Annotated in this window: 16 protein-coding genes; 1 reads left to right on the top strand and 15 read right to left on the bottom strand. The window is 41.5% G+C overall.

What is annotated here, in order from left to right; translation table 11 throughout:
* Window positions 1–105: 105 nt before the first annotated feature.
* The 10 genes from HT711_RS01180 to HT711_RS01130 form a co-directional block, all read right to left on the bottom strand.
* Window positions 106–1,170: a HAMP domain-containing sensor histidine kinase gene (locus tag HT711_RS01180; RefSeq protein ID WP_173234211.1), complete on the bottom strand. Its 1,065-nt coding sequence runs from the start codon at window positions 1,168–1,170 to the stop codon at window positions 106–108.
* The gene (locus tag HT711_RS01175) at window positions 1,167–1,865 is read right to left on the bottom strand and encodes a response regulator transcription factor (RefSeq protein ID WP_000520643.1); all 699 of its coding nucleotides are present in this window, start codon (window positions 1,863–1,865) and stop codon (window positions 1,167–1,169) included. Before HT711_RS01175 ends, HT711_RS01180 begins: the two co-directional genes overlap by 4 nt.
* A 166-nt stretch (window positions 1,866–2,031) precedes the next feature.
* Window positions 2,032–4,275 carry a PavB family fibronectin-binding SSURE repeat adhesin gene (locus HT711_RS01170; protein ID WP_173234209.1) on the bottom strand — a complete coding sequence of 748 codons (2,244 nt, stop codon included), beginning with the start codon at window positions 4,273–4,275 and terminating at the stop codon, window positions 2,032–2,034.
* A gap of 115 nt (window positions 4,276–4,390) precedes the next feature.
* On the bottom strand, window positions 4,391–5,407 hold the full coding sequence (locus HT711_RS01165) for a glycosyltransferase family 2 protein (protein WP_173234207.1): 1,017 nt from the start codon (window positions 5,405–5,407) through the stop codon (window positions 4,391–4,393).
* Between the two features lie 328 nt (window positions 5,408–5,735).
* Entirely contained in the window at window positions 5,736–6,401 is a 666-nt protein-coding gene (locus HT711_RS01160) for a TrkA family potassium uptake protein (protein ID WP_173234205.1), read from the bottom strand.
* A 13-nt stretch (window positions 6,402–6,414) separates the two neighbouring features.
* The gene (locus HT711_RS01155) at window positions 6,415–7,794 is read right to left on the bottom strand and encodes a potassium transporter TrkG (protein WP_173234203.1); all 1,380 of its coding nucleotides are present in this window, start codon (window positions 7,792–7,794) and stop codon (window positions 6,415–6,417) included.
* 61 nt (window positions 7,795–7,855) lie between these two features.
* Window positions 7,856–8,620 (bottom strand): nucleoside phosphorylase, encoded by a 765-nt coding sequence (locus tag HT711_RS01150; RefSeq protein ID WP_173234201.1) that lies wholly within the window; start codon window positions 8,618–8,620, stop codon window positions 7,856–7,858.
* Window positions 8,621–9,288: 668 nt separating this feature from the next.
* Window positions 9,289–9,846, bottom strand: coding sequence for a sugar O-acetyltransferase (locus tag HT711_RS01140; RefSeq protein WP_173249695.1), 558 nt, complete (start codon window positions 9,844–9,846; stop codon window positions 9,289–9,291).
* Between the two features lie 106 nt (window positions 9,847–9,952).
* Complete coding sequence (locus HT711_RS01135) at window positions 9,953–10,807, bottom strand: VOC family protein (RefSeq protein ID WP_173249694.1); 855 nt, start codon at window positions 10,805–10,807, stop codon at window positions 9,953–9,955.
* Window positions 10,808–11,049: 242 nt separating this feature from the next.
* A complete protein-coding gene (locus HT711_RS01130) occupies window positions 11,050–11,208 on the bottom strand; it encodes a hypothetical protein (protein ID WP_173249682.1) in 159 nt (52 codons plus the stop codon).
* On the opposite strand from HT711_RS01130, the gene HT711_RS01125 reads away from it, so the two are divergent.
* Entirely contained in the window at window positions 11,192–12,397 is a 1,206-nt protein-coding gene (locus tag HT711_RS01125) for an ISL3 family transposase (protein ID WP_173249698.1), read from the top strand. The two genes, HT711_RS01130 and HT711_RS01125, sit on opposite strands and share 17 nt — an antisense overlap.
* 221 nt (window positions 12,398–12,618) lie before the next feature.
* On the opposite strand, the gene HT711_RS11395 is transcribed toward HT711_RS01125, so the two are convergent.
* The 5 genes from HT711_RS11395 to HT711_RS01100 form a co-directional block, all read right to left on the bottom strand.
* Window positions 12,619–15,735: a maebl gene (locus HT711_RS11395; protein ID WP_275690472.1), complete on the bottom strand. Its 3,117-nt coding sequence runs from the start codon at window positions 15,733–15,735 to the stop codon at window positions 12,619–12,621.
* A gap of 483 nt (window positions 15,736–16,218) precedes the next feature.
* Window positions 16,219–17,406, bottom strand: a complete 1,188-nt coding sequence (locus HT711_RS01115; RefSeq protein ID WP_173249693.1) for a CAP domain-containing protein — start codon at window positions 17,404–17,406, stop codon at window positions 16,219–16,221.
* A gap of 133 nt (window positions 17,407–17,539) precedes the next feature.
* Window positions 17,540–18,577, bottom strand: a complete 1,038-nt coding sequence (locus HT711_RS01110) for an aldose epimerase family protein (protein WP_173249692.1) — start codon at window positions 18,575–18,577, stop codon at window positions 17,540–17,542.
* A 122-nt stretch (window positions 18,578–18,699) separates the two neighbouring features.
* Window positions 18,700–19,860: an SIS domain-containing protein gene (locus HT711_RS01105; RefSeq protein WP_173249691.1), complete on the bottom strand. Its 1,161-nt coding sequence runs from the start codon at window positions 19,858–19,860 to the stop codon at window positions 18,700–18,702.
* A gap of 99 nt (window positions 19,861–19,959) precedes the next feature.
* Window positions 19,960–20,364, bottom strand: a complete 405-nt coding sequence (locus HT711_RS01100; protein ID WP_000240985.1) for a PTS sugar transporter subunit IIA — start codon at window positions 20,362–20,364, stop codon at window positions 19,960–19,962.

Raw genomic sequence — 20,364 nt, 5'->3', positions numbered from 1 at the left:
GCTACAAAAGCAATAAAATCAAGCATTAGTAAAACCAGTGGAACTTACCCTGACATGGATTTCCACTGGTTTTTACAATTTTTATCAGACTAACTTCCACTTGGATTAGCGGTGGAACTTAGTTTGGGAATTTACCCCAGAGAGGTTAAGAAGGAGGGTAAAGGTGCTTCCGAGGCCGTACTGGCTAGTAACTGTGATTTCTCCACCCAATTGATGGGCCAATTCACGCGCAATCGCAAGACCCAAGCCATGACCACCTGTCTTCATATTACGCGAAGTTTCTACACGATAAAGGCGTTTGAAAATATTCTCCAAGTCCTCTGGGGCAATCCCCTGTCCTTCATCGGTCACACTGATTGAAAGCTGGTGCTTCTCCAGCTTAGCCACCACTTCCAGCTTGGTTCCTGGAGCAGAGTATTTAAAAGCATTATTAACCAGATTCACCAAGATACGAGAAAGCTTGGCATAATCCCCCTCAATTCGGGCAGACTCTGGGATTACCTGTAAGTGGACATCTCTTCTCTCCTGCTCAATCAAGAACTGAAATTCACTCATGCACTCAATCAAGAGCTGATCCAGAAAAATACTGTCTTTACTAGTCATATCCGCCTGATTTCTAGCTGTGTTTAGGGTCAAAAAATTCAACTCTTCAACCAATTTATTGAGCCTTTCCGTCTGACGCCCAATGGTTGCTAGATAATGAGCTTGCTCCGACTCCTTGATAACCCCATCTAAAATCCCTTCTACCGTCGCTTGGATTGAAGTGATAGGAGTCTTAATATCATGCGAAAGTTGAGCAATCATCAAGCCCTTTTCTCGTTCGCTTTCTTCCAAGGAATCAAAGCTTGCCTGCAAATCATGGGACATTTCATTAAAAGCTTGCCCTAATTGTTGAAATTCTAAAGGGCCTTGAACCTCCAAATTTGAAGGAAAATCCTTGTCCGCTACCCGCTTGGCATGTTCCTTGAGTTTGCCCAACGACGTAAAGACCGGTGATAGGAGAAAGAGACTAATCCCAGCACCGACAAGGCTGGCAACGATGGTCATCCCAAGCAAAAAGTAAATCTCGCTTTTCTCAATCAGCATTTTTTGAACAGCCCAAAAAACAACCAAAATGGTTAAGAGGGTTGAAATAATATATCCAACCAAAATATAACTTTTTAGTTTCATGTTTGTCCTCTCGGTTTCTCTATCTTATATCCCAACCCCCAAACTGTCTTAATAGTGGGCGTTTGGTCACTACTATATTTTGCCAACTCCTGTCGAAGAGCATGGATATGCACATTCAAGGTATTGGTATCATCCACATAGTCTTCTTGCCAAACCTTTTCATAGAGGTCTGTCTTGGAGAAAACTCGCTCTGGATTGCTAGCTAAAATCCACAGCAATTCAAATGATTTAACAGTCAAATCCAGCATTTCTTCTCCTATTTGAACTTCATGACTACTATGATTCATTTTCAGATTACCAAGGGAAATCAGCTCTGTTTCGCCCCCACGATGAAGGCGGCGCAAAATATTATGGACACGCAAAACCAGCTCACGAGGGCTAAAGGGCTTAGCAATAAAATCATCTGCTCCCAAGCTCAGGCCGTAAATCTTGTCCTGTTCACTGGTCTTAGCAGTAATAAATAGGAAAGGCTGCTCTGGTGATAAGTATTGAACCTCACTGATTAAATCATAACCATCCATCCGAGGCATCATGACATCTGTGATAATCAAATCAATCGGTTTTTTCTTGAACAGCTCTAGCGCTTCCAGTCCATCATGGGCTACCAAGACCTGATAACCTGCCTGAATTAAGTATCTCTGATGAATATCGGTGATTTCTACCTCGTCGTCAACGAGTAAAATTGTCTTTCCCATCTGTCTCTCCTTTGATAAAAACAGTGCTATACTGCTTTAAGTATAACACTATTTTTATTGTTTTACGATGATTTTAATCTGCTATTGAAAGAAAGTCCTGATTGCTGATTGAGTTGGTAAACTAGCCTTAGTCAGCCTACTATCCCTCATTTATTTCCTTAGCTGATTAGTTTTCTTCTTTTTTGTTTTTCAAACCTAGACCACCGAGTAAACCTGCAAGCGCAAGCCCAAGGAAACCAATACTTGCCATTGATGTTTGAGCTTCACCAGTATTTGGTAGCATAGCTTTATCATCTGACATCATCTTGTCTGACATCATCGTATCAGCCATCTTGTTAGCAGAAGCAGCCATGTTTTCACCTGCCATCGTATTGGTAGAGCTTGTCATGGTGTCAGCAGGCATGCTATCTGTAGTACCTGGAGCTGGAGTCTCAGTCTTCATACCTGATTTTTCCATTTGGTCATTTGCTGGCATTGCTTTATCAGTCTCTTTGGCTGGTGCCATCATGTCCTTATGGTCAGCAGCCGTTTGATGAGTCGCACCTGTAGCATGACTGTGATTCATCGGAGTCACGCCAGAACCAGAGTTAGAAGGTGAGAAAGAACCATTTGCTGTGTCTGATGTTTCTTTAACATTTATCTTAATAGTAACTTTTTTAGTTGCTACGATATTTGTCAAATCTGCTTTACCATCTTTGTTGCCATAGACATTGACTGTAGCGCTGTAAGTTTGAGTACCGTTTGCTCGGAACTGGTCGATGAGTTCTTGTTTTTCTTTGCCAGCCACGTTTCCGTCCAAGGCTACTTGGTAGAAGTATTGACCTTTGGTCTTCACATTTTCACCTAGTGGAGATAGGGCTGGATTTTTAGCGTCGCCATTATCTGACCATGGAGCCTTGTCAGATGCTTTGAGCAAGAGACGAGTCAACATGCCATCACCTGCGAAGAGTTCATATGGAATCACATGGTTAACACCTGCTGTGAATGGACCTTCGCCCTTGGCTTTTTCTAGGTAGGCTGCTGGAACATCGATACTGTCTTTAACGTTATCTTTAACAGCTTTTTCGACAGTTTCTTTAGCAACTAATCCATTGATGTTGATGTCTACATTTTTAGTAGCAACTAGATTAGTCAAGTCAGCTTTACCGTCTTTATTTCCGTAAACTTTAACAGTAGCTTTATAAGTTTGAGTACCATTAGCACGAAGCTGATCAATTAAATCTTGACCTTGTTTACCAACAGTATTGCCATTTAAGTCTACTTCATAGAAATATTGACCTTTTGTTTTCACATTTTCTCCTAATGGAGATAAAGCAGGATTTTTAGCTGTACCATTATCTGACCATGGAGCCTTATCAGAAGCTTTGAGCAAGAGACGAGTCAACATACCATCACCTGCGAATAGTTCATAAGGAATTACTTGGTTTACACCGGCAGTGAAAGGACCTTTTCCTTCAGCTTTTTCAAGATAAGCTGCTGGAACATCGATACTGTCTTTAACGTTGTTTTCAACTGCAGAGTTAACATCGCTTCTTGTTACAAGACCGTTCAAGGTAATATTGACATTACGTGTCTTGACAACCTTAGTCAAATCAGGTTTATCTCCGGCTGCTTCATAGACAGTCAGGGTAGCTTCATAGGTATTTGTACCATTAGTACGAAGTGTATCTAATAAATCCTGACCCTGCTTACCTGTGGTGTTACCATTCAAAGATACTTGATAGTAATACTTGTCATCAGGTAAATTTTTCACTGGTGGAATTTTCTCGTTTTGAGCGACACCGTTATCTGACCATGGAGCCTTGTCAGATGCTTTGAGCAAGAGACGAGTCAACATACCATCGCCTGCGAAAAGTTCATATTTAAGTGGTTTGTTTACACCAGCCAAGAAAGGACCGGGAACTTTGGCTTGTTCTAGGTAGCCAGCTGGGACATCGATACTGTCTTTAACATCCTCATCGACAGCTTTTTCAATATCTGCTGGAGTTGCTTGTGTCCCTGCCACATCAGCTGTATCTACAGCTTCTTTTAAGACATCTGTTAGCTCTGGATTTTCTTGTTCTTCTTCACCTTTTTCAAAAAGTGTATCCAGACGAGAAGGGCTTGTTTCCTCGCTCACTTCAGTTCCTTCTGTAGGTGTCGGAAGTGAATTCGTATTTCCAGCAACGACCTCAGGTTTCGCTTCAGCAAGAACGGTGTCTCCCTGAGTTTCTGCTAAGTCACCCTCTTTCGTTACCGATTCCCCTTCGGGTAAGACTTGAGCAGGGGTTGGATTGAGCCCATCGGCACGTACAGAACTTGGCTGACCAACTAGGACAAAGAAGCCACTAGCCACAACAACTGAGGCAACACCGACACTAAGACGGCGAATAGACCAACGAGTATATCTTTGATTTGGATTGAATTTCATAGGATTCTCCTTAGAGTTTTTCTTTATTTGATGACTCTAGTATAATCTCCTAAAATTAAAAAGGACTAAGAAAAAGTTAAAATTTTTCTTAAATCCCTCTTATAAAATACTTATATCAATTAAATCCATAAACAGATTTGGTGATTTGATAGACAACATTGGACAGTTTGCGAGCTGGCAAGACAGAATGTTTGGTCAAACGGCTCAACATGGTTTTGCGAATAGCCTGAAAGACCTCTGGATTTTCCCGCTGAATATAGGTCCACAGCTCCCGTTTTTTTGCCAGATGTTCCGCTGTTCCAGCTCGGTTGAGCAAGGCACTGGAAATCACCGTCGTGATTTCAATATGATTCAGCAAATATTCTCGCATTTTGGGGTGGCTCACTTGGGATAAATCAAGCTGGTCTACCAAGAGTCGATTGACCTTGAGTTGCTGGTCAATGCGCTTAATCATCACTTGCTCATTGACAGACTGGTCCTCACGCCCAATCAAATAACGATAGAAATCGACAGGCAGATAGTACATGGTCTTGACCTGCTGGAGGGGCGTAAAGACAAAGAGATTATCGACATAAAAAGTATGTTCAGGCAGTTGGAACTGGCTAGCACGCAACAAATCTGTCCGATAAATCAGCGAATGCATCATGATATACTGGCCTTTGGAGAAATTTCCGACCTGGTCCCAGCCAAAAATCTGCCGAACAGGCAAGACTGACTCATAACTCATACTCTTCTTACGAGACTGACCTTCCTTTTCATAGACAAAATTAGTCACAAAGGCATCTACCTCTTGACCCTCGCTCTCTAGTTCCTGCAAGGTTTCCAAAATTTTCAGGTAAGCACGAGGATCCACCCAGTCATCACTGTCAACTACTTTAAAATAACGCCCAGAAGCCTCTGCCAAGCCACGATTGACCGCACCGCCATGGCCTTTATTTTCCTGATAAATGGCTCTAACGATGCTAGGATACTTTCTGGCTAAACGCTCAGCGATTTCCTGAGTCTGGTCCTGAGACCCGTCATTGATAATCAAAATCTCAACTTGCTCACCACCAATCACTAGCGACTCCACACAGTAATGAAGATAGGCTGCAGCATTATAGCTAGGAATGGCGATAGACAATAACTTCATAATCTGCTCCTTTAGGGGACTGATTTTTTCTTATACTCTTCGAAAATCTCTTCAAACCGCGTCAACGTCGCCTTGCCGTATATATGTGACTGACTTCGTCAGTTCTATCTGCAACCTCAAAACGGTGTTTTGAGCTAACTTCGTCAGTCTTATCTNNCCTGCGGCTAGTTTCCTAGTTTGATCTTTGATTTTCATTGAGTATTACTCTCTCTTATCACTTCTTTCTATTTTACCATAAAGTCCAGCCTTTGAAGAACTTTTACTAGAATACAAGGCTTCTGTCTCTCGTTGCCATCTTGGGCATCAAAAAAGAGGGAAGCTCCCTCTTTTACGAATTCAATGCTGCTAGGGTATCCAAATACTGGTTGTTGATGACCGCCAAAATATAGGTATCTGCCCTCAAGAGGTCATCTGGTCCAAATTCAACATCCAATGGGGAATTTTCCTGCTCTCGGAAACCCAAAATATTCAGATTGTATTTGCCACGGAGGTCTAATTTACTCAGACTTTGACCTGCCCAAGACTGAGGAATTTTCATCTCCACAATAGAGACATTTTTATCCAACTGAAAGACATCAACACTATTATGGAAAAGAATGGTCTGTGCTAGAGACTGCCCCATTTCATACTCTGGCGAGATAACCGAGTCAGCTCCAATCTTTTCTAGCACTTTCTTAGCAGTATGACTTTTGACTTTGGCAATAACAGTCGGTACCCCCAAACTCTTACAGTGCATAACCGCAAGCACACTCGACTCCAGATTTTCACCTGTCGCGACTACAACGGTATCGCAGGTATCAATCCCTGCTGATCTCAATAATTCTTCATCTGTGATGTCACCAATCACTCCACGCGCCAAAACTGGCTCAAACTGATTGATGCGCTCTGCGTGGTCATCAATGGCGATAATATTCATATCCTGCTTGGCTAGGGCAGCTAGGACACTGCTCCCAAAAATTCCCAAGCCTAAAATTCCAATCGTACGATCTGACATGCTCTTTCCTTTCTTAACCAATACTAATATCTGCTTTCATATAGTGAATCATATCTTTCTTTTCTGGATGGTAATCTGCTAGACTGACCAGCAGGGTCAAGGGACCAATTCGTCCGATAAACATGAGAACCATAATCACACTTAGAGCTAATTTCCCTAAATCTGGAGTTAAATTCGCCGTCACTCCGACTGTCCCAAGAGCAGAAATGGTTTCAAATATGAGGTGGATAAAGGGAGGATTTCCCTTGGCTGTCATCCCTAGTAAAATCAAGCCCAGCAAGAATGTCATCAAAAAGATAATAAAGACACTAAAGGATTTTTGAACGGTTCGTGGCGCAATCGTCCGTCGAGCGACATTGGCATGAGGCAAGCCCAAAAGCTCACTCCGCGCAAAGACCAAGAGGACAAAAAATGTGGTAATCTTGAACCCCCCAGCTGTTCCTCCTGGAGCCCCACCTAGAAACATCTGCAAGATATAAATCAATAAGGTAACAGGACGAGCCATGCTGTAATCAATTGTCCCAAAACCAGCCGTTCTCATGCTGACAGTTTGGAAAAAGCTGACCAAGACCTTATCTGCAACAGGGAGATTACCAATCGTCCCTGCATTGTTCCATTCAAGAACGAGACTGCTCACCGTCCCAAAAGCTAGGAGCCCCACCGTCAGTAATAAAACCAGTTTGGTGTGAAAATGCAGGCGCCCTTTTTTCTTTTTCCCTATATGCGTAGCAAGGTCAAACCAGACCATAAATCCAAGACCACCTGTGATAATCAAACCTGCGATGACCAGATTAACCAAGGGATCAGTCTGAAAAGCAATCAAGCTCGTACTTCCAAAATTATCAAAACCGGCATTACAGAAGGCGGATATAGCTAGAAAAATAGCACTAAAGAGACCGCGCCCCCAGCCAAGTTGAGGAACAAAACGAAAACTGAGGAATAGAGCTCCCAAACCCTCAACCAAAAAAGTCGTGAGAAAAATAGAATAGACAAACTTTCTCAAAGATCGAGTCTCTCCATAACTAAAACTATCCTGAATAGTTGCACGGCTACGAAGACTAAGCTTTTGCTTGCTCTGGATATAGAAAACCCCAATAAAGGTCATGAGCCCCAGACCACCAATCTGAATCAAGAACATACAAATGAGCTGACCCCAAATATTGTAGGTGGCAGCGACAGGCTGGGTAAAAAGACCTGTCACACAGACCATGGATACGGTTGTAAAGAGATGATCAAAATAAGTCGCTCGTGAGCTTTCAACTTGGACAAAAGGCAAGCTCAAAAGAAGAGAGCCTAGTAAAATAACCAAGGCGAAACTCAAAAAAATACGACGGGCAGGCGATAAACGAGATAAGCCTAGCTCTATTTTTTCCTTAGATAATTTGAATAACATACATCCATTGTACCATAAAAAGTAGGAGAGTAGCTATATCTGAAAGGCTATATCTGAAAGGCTATATCTGAAAGGCTATTTCAAGACAGAGTTCCAAGGCCTTATCAAAAGCTTCTGAACCCCAGTCACGACTATCGTACTGGTCCAAGTCAGCTAAGGAATCAGCTGTGAACAACAACTCTCCCCAGAGAGCGCCACGCAGTTGGGCTACTGCCGCAAGCGCAGAACACTCCATCTCCACAACAGCACAGCCTTCTTCCTTACGATAAGCCACCTTTTCAGCCGTTTCTCGGTAAAAACCGTCTGTCGTCCAGGTCATGACTTCTTCATAAGGAATCTCTCTGGCTTCCAAAACTTGCTCAATAGCAGCAATAGCCTCTGGCTGCATTTCCATATAACGAGAAGGTGCCACATAGTGGTAACTGGCTCCTTCATCTCGCAGAGCGCGAACAGGGACTAGAAAGGCATTTTCCTCTATATCGGCTAAGACACCACAGGTACCTGTGGAAATAATCTGCTCCACACCATAGCCAATCAACCAATCCATAAACTGGGCTGCTGGAGCTGAACCAACAGGAGCCTGAGCCAGACAGACCTCCTCACCCTCATAGTTGATGACATAGACTAGATAGGTCTTGGTGGCAGAAACAAATTCACCGACACAGTTGGCCCCTACTTCCCTCGCATAGCGGTCAATCTCCTCATCTAAAAAAGCATAGACACACTTCTTTGGCAACTGTAAATCCAACCCCTCGTGATTGGGCATGATAACCGCCTGAGGATTATCATCAAACTCTAAAATGGGAATCGCGTGTTTCTGAATCATAACCTACCTCCTCTAATTTTGTACTATTGTATCAAAAATTGACGGAGTGTCAAGGAGGGGCTGATGAACTGAGGAGAGAAACAATACAATAACAATATTTTTGACAGAGACTCTTTTTAATGGTACAATGGACTTGCTTAAAAGTTCGATGAAATAAGCACATAAGAAAACACCACCGGTTGCCGCCAGTGGTGTTTTTTTGCGCTTGCTCAAGGCGCTCAGGCTATTTCTTTTTCTTGTCGCATTTGCTTGCTACAAATCGGATAAGCCACTCCGATAAGACATTCGCTAGTGTACCAGCAAGAATAGGTAGCAAGACAAGTTCGATGAAATAAGCACATAAGATTACCTCCTGCCTGCGCAGTCTAGTGTTTGCGACCTTACTATTGTATCATCTTTGACTGAAAATAAATAGAAAAAATCATTGACATCATCGAGTCATCCACAAAAACTCTCTCCTACACTAGTACTTCTTGCATCAAAAAGCATCCCAGTTACAAGATGATTTAAAATTGATCAATGAAGCAGACTTGCTAAGATATAGAGTAAGTAAATGTGGGTTGGGTAAAAAATATAGAAGAAGTTTTTATCTCCACTCCCTTTTTCTCCATTATAGAAGAACAAGGGAATGACAGAAAAGAAACAACACCCGCTGTTCCTTTCTACTTCTATTTCACAGGTATCTCCTTAATCACGCGCGCAGGATTGCCACCTAACACAACATTATCTCCAAAGGACCTGGTAATCACGGCCCCTGCTCCTGCGACAACATTATTCCCAAGTGTAACTCCAGGCAGTACAATGACGCCACCACCAGCCCAGAAATTGTCTCCGATTGTGATATGCTTACCGTACTCAATACCTGAATTTCGCTCATGTGGATCCAGCGGATGAAGTGGAGTCAAGAACTGACAGTTGGGACCAATCATGGCATTGTCTCCAATGCGAATCGGACAAACATCCAGCATGGTCAAGTTCCAGTTAGAATAAAAATTTTCCCCTAGATGGATATTGACTCCATAATCGACCACCAGACGTGGATTGACATATAGATTTTGCCCAGTCGAACCAAACCAAGCCTTAATGATTCCAGCTCCCTTTAAGGGATCTTCTTCTCGGTTAAAGGCAGCCTGTTTTTGGCGAGAAGCCTGAGCCAAGGCCCGCAGTTCTGGATCCGATGGACGGTAAACCTCTCCTGCTATCATTTTCTGGTATTCACTGGTCATTGTATTCTTCTCCTTATTTCCTACTATCATATCAAATTTTCTACATATCTGACTAGGATAAGGAGCACTTTCTACAATTTATACTCTAATTTCCATCACATACTGTCTAGCTTGCTAAGCGGATACGCGTCACAATTCCATCTGGGTCGGTCACTTCTAACTGAGTTGATGTCAGCCACTTGATAGGCGCCTCAACTTCTTGTCCTCGGTGCGCAATTGCTAGAAGTTCTTTTTTGCTTGCGACTTCAATGACATAGTAGGCCAAGCCGGGTAAACCTTGTTCACGTCTGGTTAGCCTTTTTCCTCCCCACTCATTGACCGCTAAATGATGATGATAATCCCCAGACGCAATCCAACTAGCACTAAGTAGACTAAATTTATCCTCTAGTCCTAAAACCTTTTGATAAAACTGGCTTGCTACTTGACTATCCCTGACAGAAAGATGGATATGCCCCATGCGCGTAGTAGAGGCTATCTCAAAAGGTTCTACTTTACGTCCCATCTCATATATTTCTTGAGCAGATAGGGCTTCAGTCACTCCGACAATGCGCCCATCCTCACGAATATCCCAGTCCTCTACAGGCTTATCACGATAAATTTCAATTCCATTCCCTTCTAAATCTTCCAGATAGATTGCTTCACTGTAGCCATGATCCGCCCCGCCGACTAGCTGAATTTGCAGCTCTGCTATGTGCTTAAACAGATTTGCCAAATCCTCACGACTTGGTAAAAGGATAGCTAGGTGATAGAGATCATAGTGATCTTGCCCCTCCTCTAGCCTGTCTGTTTTCAGTAAATGAACCAAAGCCTTTCCACCAGCTCCTAAAATACTTTCAGATTCTGTCTGAGAAAGGATTTCCAAGCCTAGAATCTGATGATAGAAGGCAGTCTGACTTGCCAAGTCCTTAACATTTAAAACAGCCTCTGCCAAATAAATCTTACTATTGTATGCGTAGGTCATCTATTTCTCCTTTGTTCTTTTTTATTGTAACTTTATTTATTACAACATTATACTCCTTTTTTACTTGGAGTCAAGTAGAACAACTCAAATAGCAGGACAAAACGAGGTTGGGCAAAAAGTCGACTTCAGGAGAAAATGAAGTAAATCTCCCCACAATAAAACGCATAGTACCAAGGTTTCTCAAGACCTGATACTATGCGTTTGTCTGATTTCAAAGACTTCTTGCCCAGCCTCGTTTTTGTTTATCCTCGTCCGCCAGGGGCTGGGCCGCCGCCTTGAGGACCTCCATTTGGTCCACCGCCCCCAGGCATAGAATTGACAATATCAGTTTGTTTTTCGCCGTTGATGTAGATATCCCCACCTGTGTAGGTTAAAGACCCTAATATCCAAATTCTAGACATCATCAATAAGGATACACACAAGGAAATCATCGCCAAACTGGACTACGACGCCCCATCTTGCCCTGAGTGCGGAAGTCAAATGAAGAAATATGACTTTCAAAAACCGTCGAAAATTCCTTACCTCGAAACGACTGGTATGCCTACTAGAATTCTCCTTAGAAAGCGTCGATTCAAGTGCTATCACTGTTCAAAAATGATGGTCGCTGAAACTTCTATCGTCAAGAAAAATCACCAAATTCCTCGTATTATCAACCAAAAAATTGCGCAAAAGTTGATTGAAAAGACTTCTATGACCGATATTGCTCATCAGCTGGCCATTTCAACTTCAACTGTCATTCGAAAGCTCAATGACTTCCACTTTGAGTGTAATTTTAAACATCTGCCTGAGATTATGTCTTGGGATGAGTATGCCTTTACCAAGGGAAAGATGAGTTTCATTGCGCAAGATTTTGATAAGCTCAATATCATCACTGTTCTTGAGGGTAGAACACAAGCCGTCATTCGAGATCACTTTCTTAAATATGATAGGGTCGTCCGATGTCGAGTGAAAATTATTACTATGGATATGTTTAGTCCTTATTATGACTTAGCTAGGCGACTTTTTCCAAACGCTAAAATCGTTCTGGATCGCTTTCACATTGTGCAACATCTTAGCCGTGCTATGAGTCGTGTCCGTGTCCAAATTATGAATCAGTTTGAACGAAGATCCCATGAATACAAGGCTATTAAACGCTACTGGAAACTCATTCAACAGGATAGTCGTAAACTCAGCGATAAACGTTTTTATCGCCCTACTTTTCGTATGCACTTAACGAATAAAGAGATTCTTGACAAGCTTTTGAGCTATTCAGAAGACTTGAAACACCACTACAATCTCTATCAGCTCTTACTTTTTCACTTCCAGAACAAGGAGCCAGACAAATTTTTCGGACTTATTGAGGACAATCTAAAGCAGGTTCATCCTCTTTTTCAGACTGTCTTTAAAACCTTTCTAAAGGATAAAGAAAAGATTGTCAATGCCCTTCAACTACACTATTCTAACGCAAAATTGGAAGCCACTAATAATCTCATTAAGCTTATCAAGCGCAATGCCTTTGGATTTCGGAACTTTGAAAACTTCAAAAAACGGATTTTTATCGCTCTGAACATCAAAAAAGAAAGGACGAAATTTGTCCTTTCTCGAGCTTAGCTGACTTCAACCCACTACAGTTGACAAAGAGCCATAATATCTATAGGGGATTTACCCACTACAAATATTATAGAGCCCATAAATCCGGCTAGAGATTACAGAGTTATTTTTTAATCTAAACTTCCTACAAGAGTATATTATCTACTGAAAGGATATGGTATTTGTAGGGAATACTTTAAAGGATTCTTACAGGAAGTTAGTATTAACTAGTTACATTAGGTTTAGTTAACCCATTCACCATTGGCATTGACTCTATAGCCATCTACAGTTGTGTTGACTGCAAGGGCACCTGAGCCATTGACATAGTACCATTTATCTGATACTTTGAACCATTGGCTTGCTTTCATAGCACCTGACGCTTCAAGATAGTACCAAGTACCTCCATCTTTAAGCCAACCTGTTGCCATAGCGCCGTTAGCGTTGAGGTAGTACCATGAGCCATTGTATTGGAGCCATCCTGTCGCCATAGCGCCATTGCTGTTGAGGTAGTACCATGAGCCATTGTATTGGAGCCATCCTGTCGCCATAGCGCCATTGCTGTTGAGGTAGTACCATGAGCCATTGTATTGGAGCCATCCTGTCGCCATAGCGCCATTGCTGTTGAGGTAGTACCATGAGCCATTGTCTTGTAGCCATCCTGTCGCCATTGAACCATCAGTATTGTAGAAGTACCACATACCGTTTTCTTGTTTCCAACCTGTTTTTGGAGCGGCTGGTTTAGCTGGTGCCACTACAGAATATGAGCTGTATGATGGAACATATGAAGAGTATGAAGGGACATATGTCGGATTAGATGGTCTTGCAGGAACAGAAGGTTGTGCTGGTTGATCTGAGGATGGAGCTGGAGCTGGTTCAGCTGGTTCAGCTGGTTTCTCTGGTTTTGCTGGAATTTCAGCTGGTTTTTCAGTTTTTGGAGGTTGCTGTTGAGTCAAGCGGTTATATGCTTCTTCTGATTTACGAGCGTAGTCTTCTTCAGCTCTTTGATCATCTGTTTTCTCTGGTTGAGGAGCTGGAGCTGGTTGAGTTGGCTCAGTTGGTTGCTCTGGGGCTGGAGCTTCTTCAGCTGGCTTTTCTGGTTGAGTTGGCTCAGTAGGTTTTTCAGCTTCTTTGTTCTTAGCTGCTTCTAAATCTTTAAGAGTTTGATTGTACTCGTCAGTAAGTTTGTTGATTGCAACTGTGTAAGCTTCTAACGGTTTTGTAGATTTATCTAAATCTTGTTTTGCAGTGTCGCGATCTAATCTTAGGTTATAAACAACTTTCTTCAATGCTTTAATAACTTCAGGTTTAGAATTAGCTTCTTCTGCTGCTCTAAGAGCTTGTCTAGCTTCTAATAGAGTTTCTCTAGCTTTTTTCAGTTTTTCAAATTTAACATCGGCATCTGCTTTATCTTTATCAGCAATCCCAGTTAAATAATTAATTTCTTTAAGTAATTGATCAGCTTTTTCTTGAAGTTTTTCTGATTCAGGACGAGCAGCTTCTTCATCTGCTGTTTTCTTGTCTGCGTCAGCAAATACTTTTTTATCTGCTTCAGAAACTTTATCTCCATCTTGGATAGTTGGAGTTGCGGCTCCAATGTTATCAGCTTGAGGATCTTGATCTTTGGCAGCTTCAGCTTTAGCGAAATCATCTTTGATTTCTTTAACAGCTTCAGTTGCTGAAAGAATACCTTCGTTAACAGCTTTTAATAAATCTTCTTTACCGATAGCAGCTTTAGCTTCTTCAAGAGCTTTAGCTTTGTCAGTGATTTTATCATTTGCATTGATTTTAGCTTCAGCTTCTTTTTCAAGTTCATCTAAAGATGCTTTAAGATCGTTTAAGTTATCTGCCTCTTCTTTTTTAAGTTCTTCAACTTTTTGTTTTGCTTTTTCAGCTGCTTCTTTAGCTTTAGCTAATTCAGCTTCTGCATTAGCTTTTGCTGTTTCAGCTTCAGTTTTTGCTGTTTCAGCAGGTTGGACATCAGCGTTTTCGTTAGCAGCCTTAGATGTAGCTTCTTCAAGAGCTTTAGTTGTTTCCTTAACTTTTGCTTCAGCTTCTTTAACTTTAGCCTCTGCCTCCGTTACTTTTTTATCAGCTTCAGCTTTAGCTTCAGCAGCTTTTTCAGCTTCTGTTTTTACTTTTGGTTTTTCTACAGGTTTTTCTGCTGACTTAGGATTTTTAGCTTCTTCTTCTTTAGCAACTTTCACAGCAGCAACTGTTTTATTGTACTCTGCTTCTAGCTCTTTACCTTGTTCTGCGTAGTATGCAGTAGCTGTATAAGCTTCTTCAAATTCAGCTAAAGCTTCTTTGTGAGTTTTTTCGATTTCTATTACCACATTTTTTAATGGGCTAACGATACCATCTTCAAATTTGTATTTTTCAACGATATCAGCTGCCTCTTTAGCTTCTTTAAGAGCTTTTTCTTGTTTTGCTAAAACAGCAGCCTTTTCATCAGTTACTTTTTTAGCTTCGTCATATTGTTTCTCTAAACGATCAAGTCCATCTTCTAATTGATCAGCTTTGTCTTGAAGTTTTTCTGATTGTGGACGAGCAGCGTCTGCTTTTTCAGCTTCATCAAGTTTTGATTTTAGATCAGAGTCAGAAGTGATAGCTTTTTTCTCTTTTGGTTGTACAGCTGTAGCACCAGCTTCCATAGTTGTTGATCCAGCGGCTTGCTCTTTATCGCGCATTTTTTTATCAGCAACTTCGTTCGCCTCAGCTTTTGCAGCATCGTCGTTTAACTCAGCAGCAACATCATCAATTGAGATTTCACCTGCTTCGATTGCAGCTAATAGGTCTTCTTTCCCAATTTTTTCTTTGAATTCTTTAATAGCTTTTTCTTTATCAATGATTTTTGCGTTTTCATTGATAGCTTTTTCACCATCTGCTAATAATTTATCTAAAGCGTCTGAGATTTGTTTTTTAGTATCAGCTTCCTCTTTTTTCTTAGCAGCTTCTTTATCAGCTTCTTCTTTGGCTTTAGTATCAGCTTCCGCGGCTTTATCTTTAGCAGTAGCTAATTCTTCGTCTGCAGTAGATTTAGCTTTTTCTGCATCAGTTTTTGCTGTTTCAGCATCAGCTTTTGCTTGATTAGCATCAGCAGCTTCTTTTTTCTCTGTTTCTAATTTAGTGTTTGCTGTTGTAGCTTCTGTTGTTTTATCAGCTACTTTTTTCTCAAGTTCTTTAACTTTAGCATCCGCTTTATCAGCATCCGATTGAGCATCTTGAATAACTTTTGGTACAGCTGGTTGAGTAGCATTTTCGTCAGCGTTTACAACTAATAACGGTTGAACCGTAGTAAAACCAGCCCCTAAGATAGCGACACTGGCTAGACTTGTTAAAATCATTTTTTTCTTATTCATCTAAATTTACCTCTTTTCTGATAATCATTTTCAGACTATACTATATTAAGTATACCCCCCCCGTAAATACTTGTCAAGTGTTTTATATTACAATTGTGTTACATTTTCGTTCGAAATTTTATTTGTTTTATCAAAGTTTTTATGAAAATCGTTTTGAAAACTTTTGTATTTCTTTACATTCTCTCCCTTAGAGTTTCTCTTTTATACTCACTTGACTTCAAAGACAAGGTGTGTATTTGCTTTTCGATTGCAGATAAAACTCACATTCCCATATATCAAAAGGTTGATTTTTGAATTAGGAATAGTCTAGTGATAACTGTGGTATATTTGCGATAGATGGTGACTCGCCCTTGTTTTCAGCTAGTAGCAACTGACTCGAGACACTCCAAAAAAGAGGTCAATGTTTGCCATCAACCTCTTTCTTATCGTTCATTCTTTTTGCTAGTAAGATGAATAATTTACCTATGACTTGCTATTTTCAGCCTAGCTTACCCATTCACCATTAGCATTGACACGGTAACCATCTGGTGTTGTTGTGCTAACGGCCAAAGCGCCTGAACCATTTGCATAGTACCAGTGTTGACCTACTTTAAACCAGCCCGTCTTCATGATCCCTTCTTCATCAAGGTAATACCAGGTACCATTTTCCTTGTACCAGCCTGTTTTCATAGCTCCTGAGCCATCAAAGTAGAACCATCTGCTACCATCTGTTCCCCAGCCTGTAAACATAGCACCTGAGTTACTTAGATAATACACCGATCCATCAACTTCTACAAATCCAGTCTGCATGACACCTAGATCATTCAAGTAGTACCATTGACCACCTGTTTTCAACCAGCCTGTCTTCACATCACCAGACTCATAAAAATACCACTTGCCATTAGACTGCACCCAGCCAGACTGATCAGATGTGGATTTTCTGAAATCTTTCAGCGGTGTTTCTACAACTATAGCTTTACTTTTAACTGTTGAAAGGTTTGAGGCAGTCACTTCTGTGTACTGAACAGCAGAACCATATCCACCAGCCAATTCCTCTGAAGAAGTCGTAGTTCCTAGAGCCAGAGCAACCGTTGCTGCCTTCTGAGGACTAGCTGCATTTTTAAAAGCAGCAAGACCCACATGGGTAAATTTAGGGTTAATCAAGTTCTCATAATAAGATGAAAATTCTTTTGATGTTTTATCTTTCTTTTTCGCCACATATTGCGCCTTTTCAGCATGCCAGTTTTCAATTGCTTTTAGAAATCCATCAGGATTCAAATCTAAAGCTTCTCCACTTAGGCTATTACCAGATGGAAAGGCAGTCCAGTTGTTTTTACTGGAAAGACGTTCAGCCTTCAGCGCAACAGATACCTCAGCAGCGCGTACAAAAGCCGTTTTCTCATGGTCAACTGACCATTTGACAGGAACATACTTATCTACCAAACCTTCGTCGGCTGCTTCTTTACGAATTTTATTGATAGCATCTAAAATAGATTGTTGATGAGGAGGCAAAAATTCTCCCTTGATTCCAACCAAAACATTGCCACTAGAAGGTTTTAGCACCTCTGAGGTCAATACATTACCATCAGCAGATTGCGTTGCAACCAGTCTGTCGTTCGCAAAAACATCATTTGTCAAAACTGCTCCTGCCAAGGTCAAAGCCAAGGCACTAGCAAATACAATTTTCTTCATTTCTTTCTTACTCCTTATTGTAGTTTGAATATTATCTTAACAGATACCTTTCAACGTTTAATTATATCATATTTTCCTACTATTTGTCTTTGCTTACCTATTCCTAAATTCCAAAAGTAGGCGCAATGATTCTTTATTTCACAACAAGTTCATAACGTGTCTTACTAGTGAAGGTTTGACCAGCTTTAAGGATGACTTGGTCTTTGAAGTCACTGTGAATGGCATCTGGTAAAGCCTGCGCTTCAAGGGCAATCCCATTGTGCTGTACCATTGGCTGACCTCCTATGATGACACTCTCATCCACAAAGTTTGCTGTGTAGACTACAAAGCAAGGGGCCTCTGTCTTGAAAAGCAGGAAGCGACCTGAGTTTTGGTCATAAAGAAAACCAGCATTGTCATGACCTGCAGGAAGAGCAAATGGATGATCCAAACCAGATACCAACTGGATTTGCTCATCTTCTTCTGAAAAGATATCTTTCAACAAGGCACCATTGTAGATGTGTTTGACCACATCACGACTAGCATCTGGAGTTTTTGCAGGAACACCGTCGGGAGCAATTGGGTAAATGCCCTCTGTGTTTAGTTGGAAGACATGACGGTCAATCGTCTGCGTGAAATCACCAGACAAGTTGAAGTAGCTGTGGTTGGTTGGATTGACCAGCGTATCCTGATCTGTCGTCACCTTGTAGCTGATTTCGTAGGCACCAGTTTCTTCCAAGTGATAACTGATCCAAATCTTGAGATTTCCAGGAAATCCTCCTGTCCCATCTGTACGCTCTGTGTAGAGGGTCAAGCCATGGTCGCTTACTTCAACTAGTTCAAACAAGCTCGAATCCCAACCAGTTGAACCACTGTGGTTACAGTTGCTAGCATTGTTGACTTCAAGGTCATAGATCTTACCATTGAGCTCAAAGGTCGCACCTGCAATACGGCCTGCCACAGGACCTACGCTAGCTCCATGCTTAGGACTATTGCCTACATAGCTATCAAAGTTATCAAATCCCAAAATAACGTTGGCAAAATTTCCAGCCTTATCAGGTGTGACATAGCGCAAGATGGTCGCACCATAAGTCATGACTTCAAGCTGGTAGCCACCGTCCGTCTCAAAACGATAGGCCAAGACATCCTTGCCCTCAACATTTCCAAATACACGCTCTGTGTATGCTTTCATTCTCTTCTCCTTTTACTATTTCTCTCAAGCAAACAAACCATAGAAAGCCTACTGACAATCTATGGTTTACTTGTATGATTTACAAACCCCTTTATCAAGAATCTATAAACGCAGTATTACTTTTAATATTCGTGGATGATAACACCTTGTACCACACGGTTTACGGTACCTGTAGGAGACGGTGTATCAGGTTTATTTTCTACCTTGAGTGAAGTCAATAGGGCAAAGAGTTGGGCATAAACAATGTAAGGGAAGACACGGTAAATATCATTCAAGACACCGCCACAACCAAGGGCCACTTCTTTGACATTTTCAAGACCAAAAGCTTGATCACTCAAAAGCACAACACGACGAGCAATCTGGTCACCAGCAACTTCACGAACCAAGTCCAAGTCGTACTTACGAGTGTAGTCTGTCGTTGTACCAAAGACCAAAACAACTGTATCTTCGTTGATAAGAGATTTTGGACCGTGACGGAAGCCGACTGGGCTTTCATACATAGTCGCAACTTGACCAGCAGTCAGTTCCAAAATCTTGAGCTGAGCTTCATGAGCAAGGCCAAAGAAAGGACCAGCGCCTAGATAGATGACACGGTTAAAGTCTAGGTCAACAAGTTCTTTAACATCTTCTGCATTTTCTAGAATTTTACGGGCAAGACTAGATACAACTTCAAAACGTTCAGCTTTCACAGCAAATTCTGTAGGATCAAAAACCAAGAGAGCTGTCAACATCATAGACGTAAAGCTAGAGGTCATAGCAAATCCAGCGTCATTAGAGGCAGCTGGTTGCAAGAGCAAGAGATTGCGATCATCTCCATGAGCTTGAAGAGCCAATTTACCATCTGCTGCACAAGTAATCGTCACTTGGTAAAGCTCATCCACCAAGGATTTGGCCAAATCAACAGTTGCCACACTTTCAGGTGAATTTCCACTACGAGCGAAAGATACAAGGACAGTTACCACATCTTTTTTCAAATAAGTTTCTGGATTGGCAACGATATCTGTTGTCGCAATAGCATTGAAGTTCCATTTGCGTTCGTCATAGACTTCCTTAAAGTAAGGCACCAAGGTATCTCCCACATAAGCAGAAGTCCCAGCACCTGTCAAGATAACCTTGATATAGTCATGTTTATCCGCAATCCCTTGTAGAAAGGCTGCAATTTCTTCACCTTGTGCTTGATAAGATTCAAAAGCTTCTTTCCATACATCAGGCTGTTGGTAAATTTCACGTGTAGTGATTTCTGCACCCAATTCGAGTAAGTCTTCTTTTGTATAATGTAGCATTGAGTTCCTCTTTTTCTATCAAATATGGGAATGGGAGTAAGCCCCATTCCCATGTATATTCTATATAAGATGCTCTAACGATTTTCACGTTGTCACATCTTATTCATCTTCGTCATCATCGAAGCCAGCTAACAGGTCATTAACTTTAACGATGCTTTCTGCAGCACGGTTCTTATAGTCCGCATCTGCGCCTGTAAGGCTCGCATTGATAAATTCAATCACCATTGGAAGATTCATCCCTGCGTAAAGTTCGATGTCACGACCTTCCATAATCAAACGGCTGACCACGTTACATGGTGTTCCACCGAGAAGATCCGCAAAGACTAGGAAATCATCCAAACCTTCAATAGCAGCTTCAAATTTTGCAGTAAATTCTTCTGGGCCATCTTCTGGAAGAAGAGCCACTGCATGAATGTTATCTTGTGGGCCCATAATCATTTCTGTACTGCCTTTAAGCTCCTCACAGAAGCGACCATGGCTGACCAAAATTAATGATTTTACCAT

This window comes from Streptococcus sp. 1032 (genome assembly GCF_013277015.1).
Lineage (GTDB): Bacteria > Bacillota > Bacilli > Lactobacillales > Streptococcaceae > Streptococcus.
This window is presented reverse-complemented; position numbering and strand designations above follow the sequence as displayed.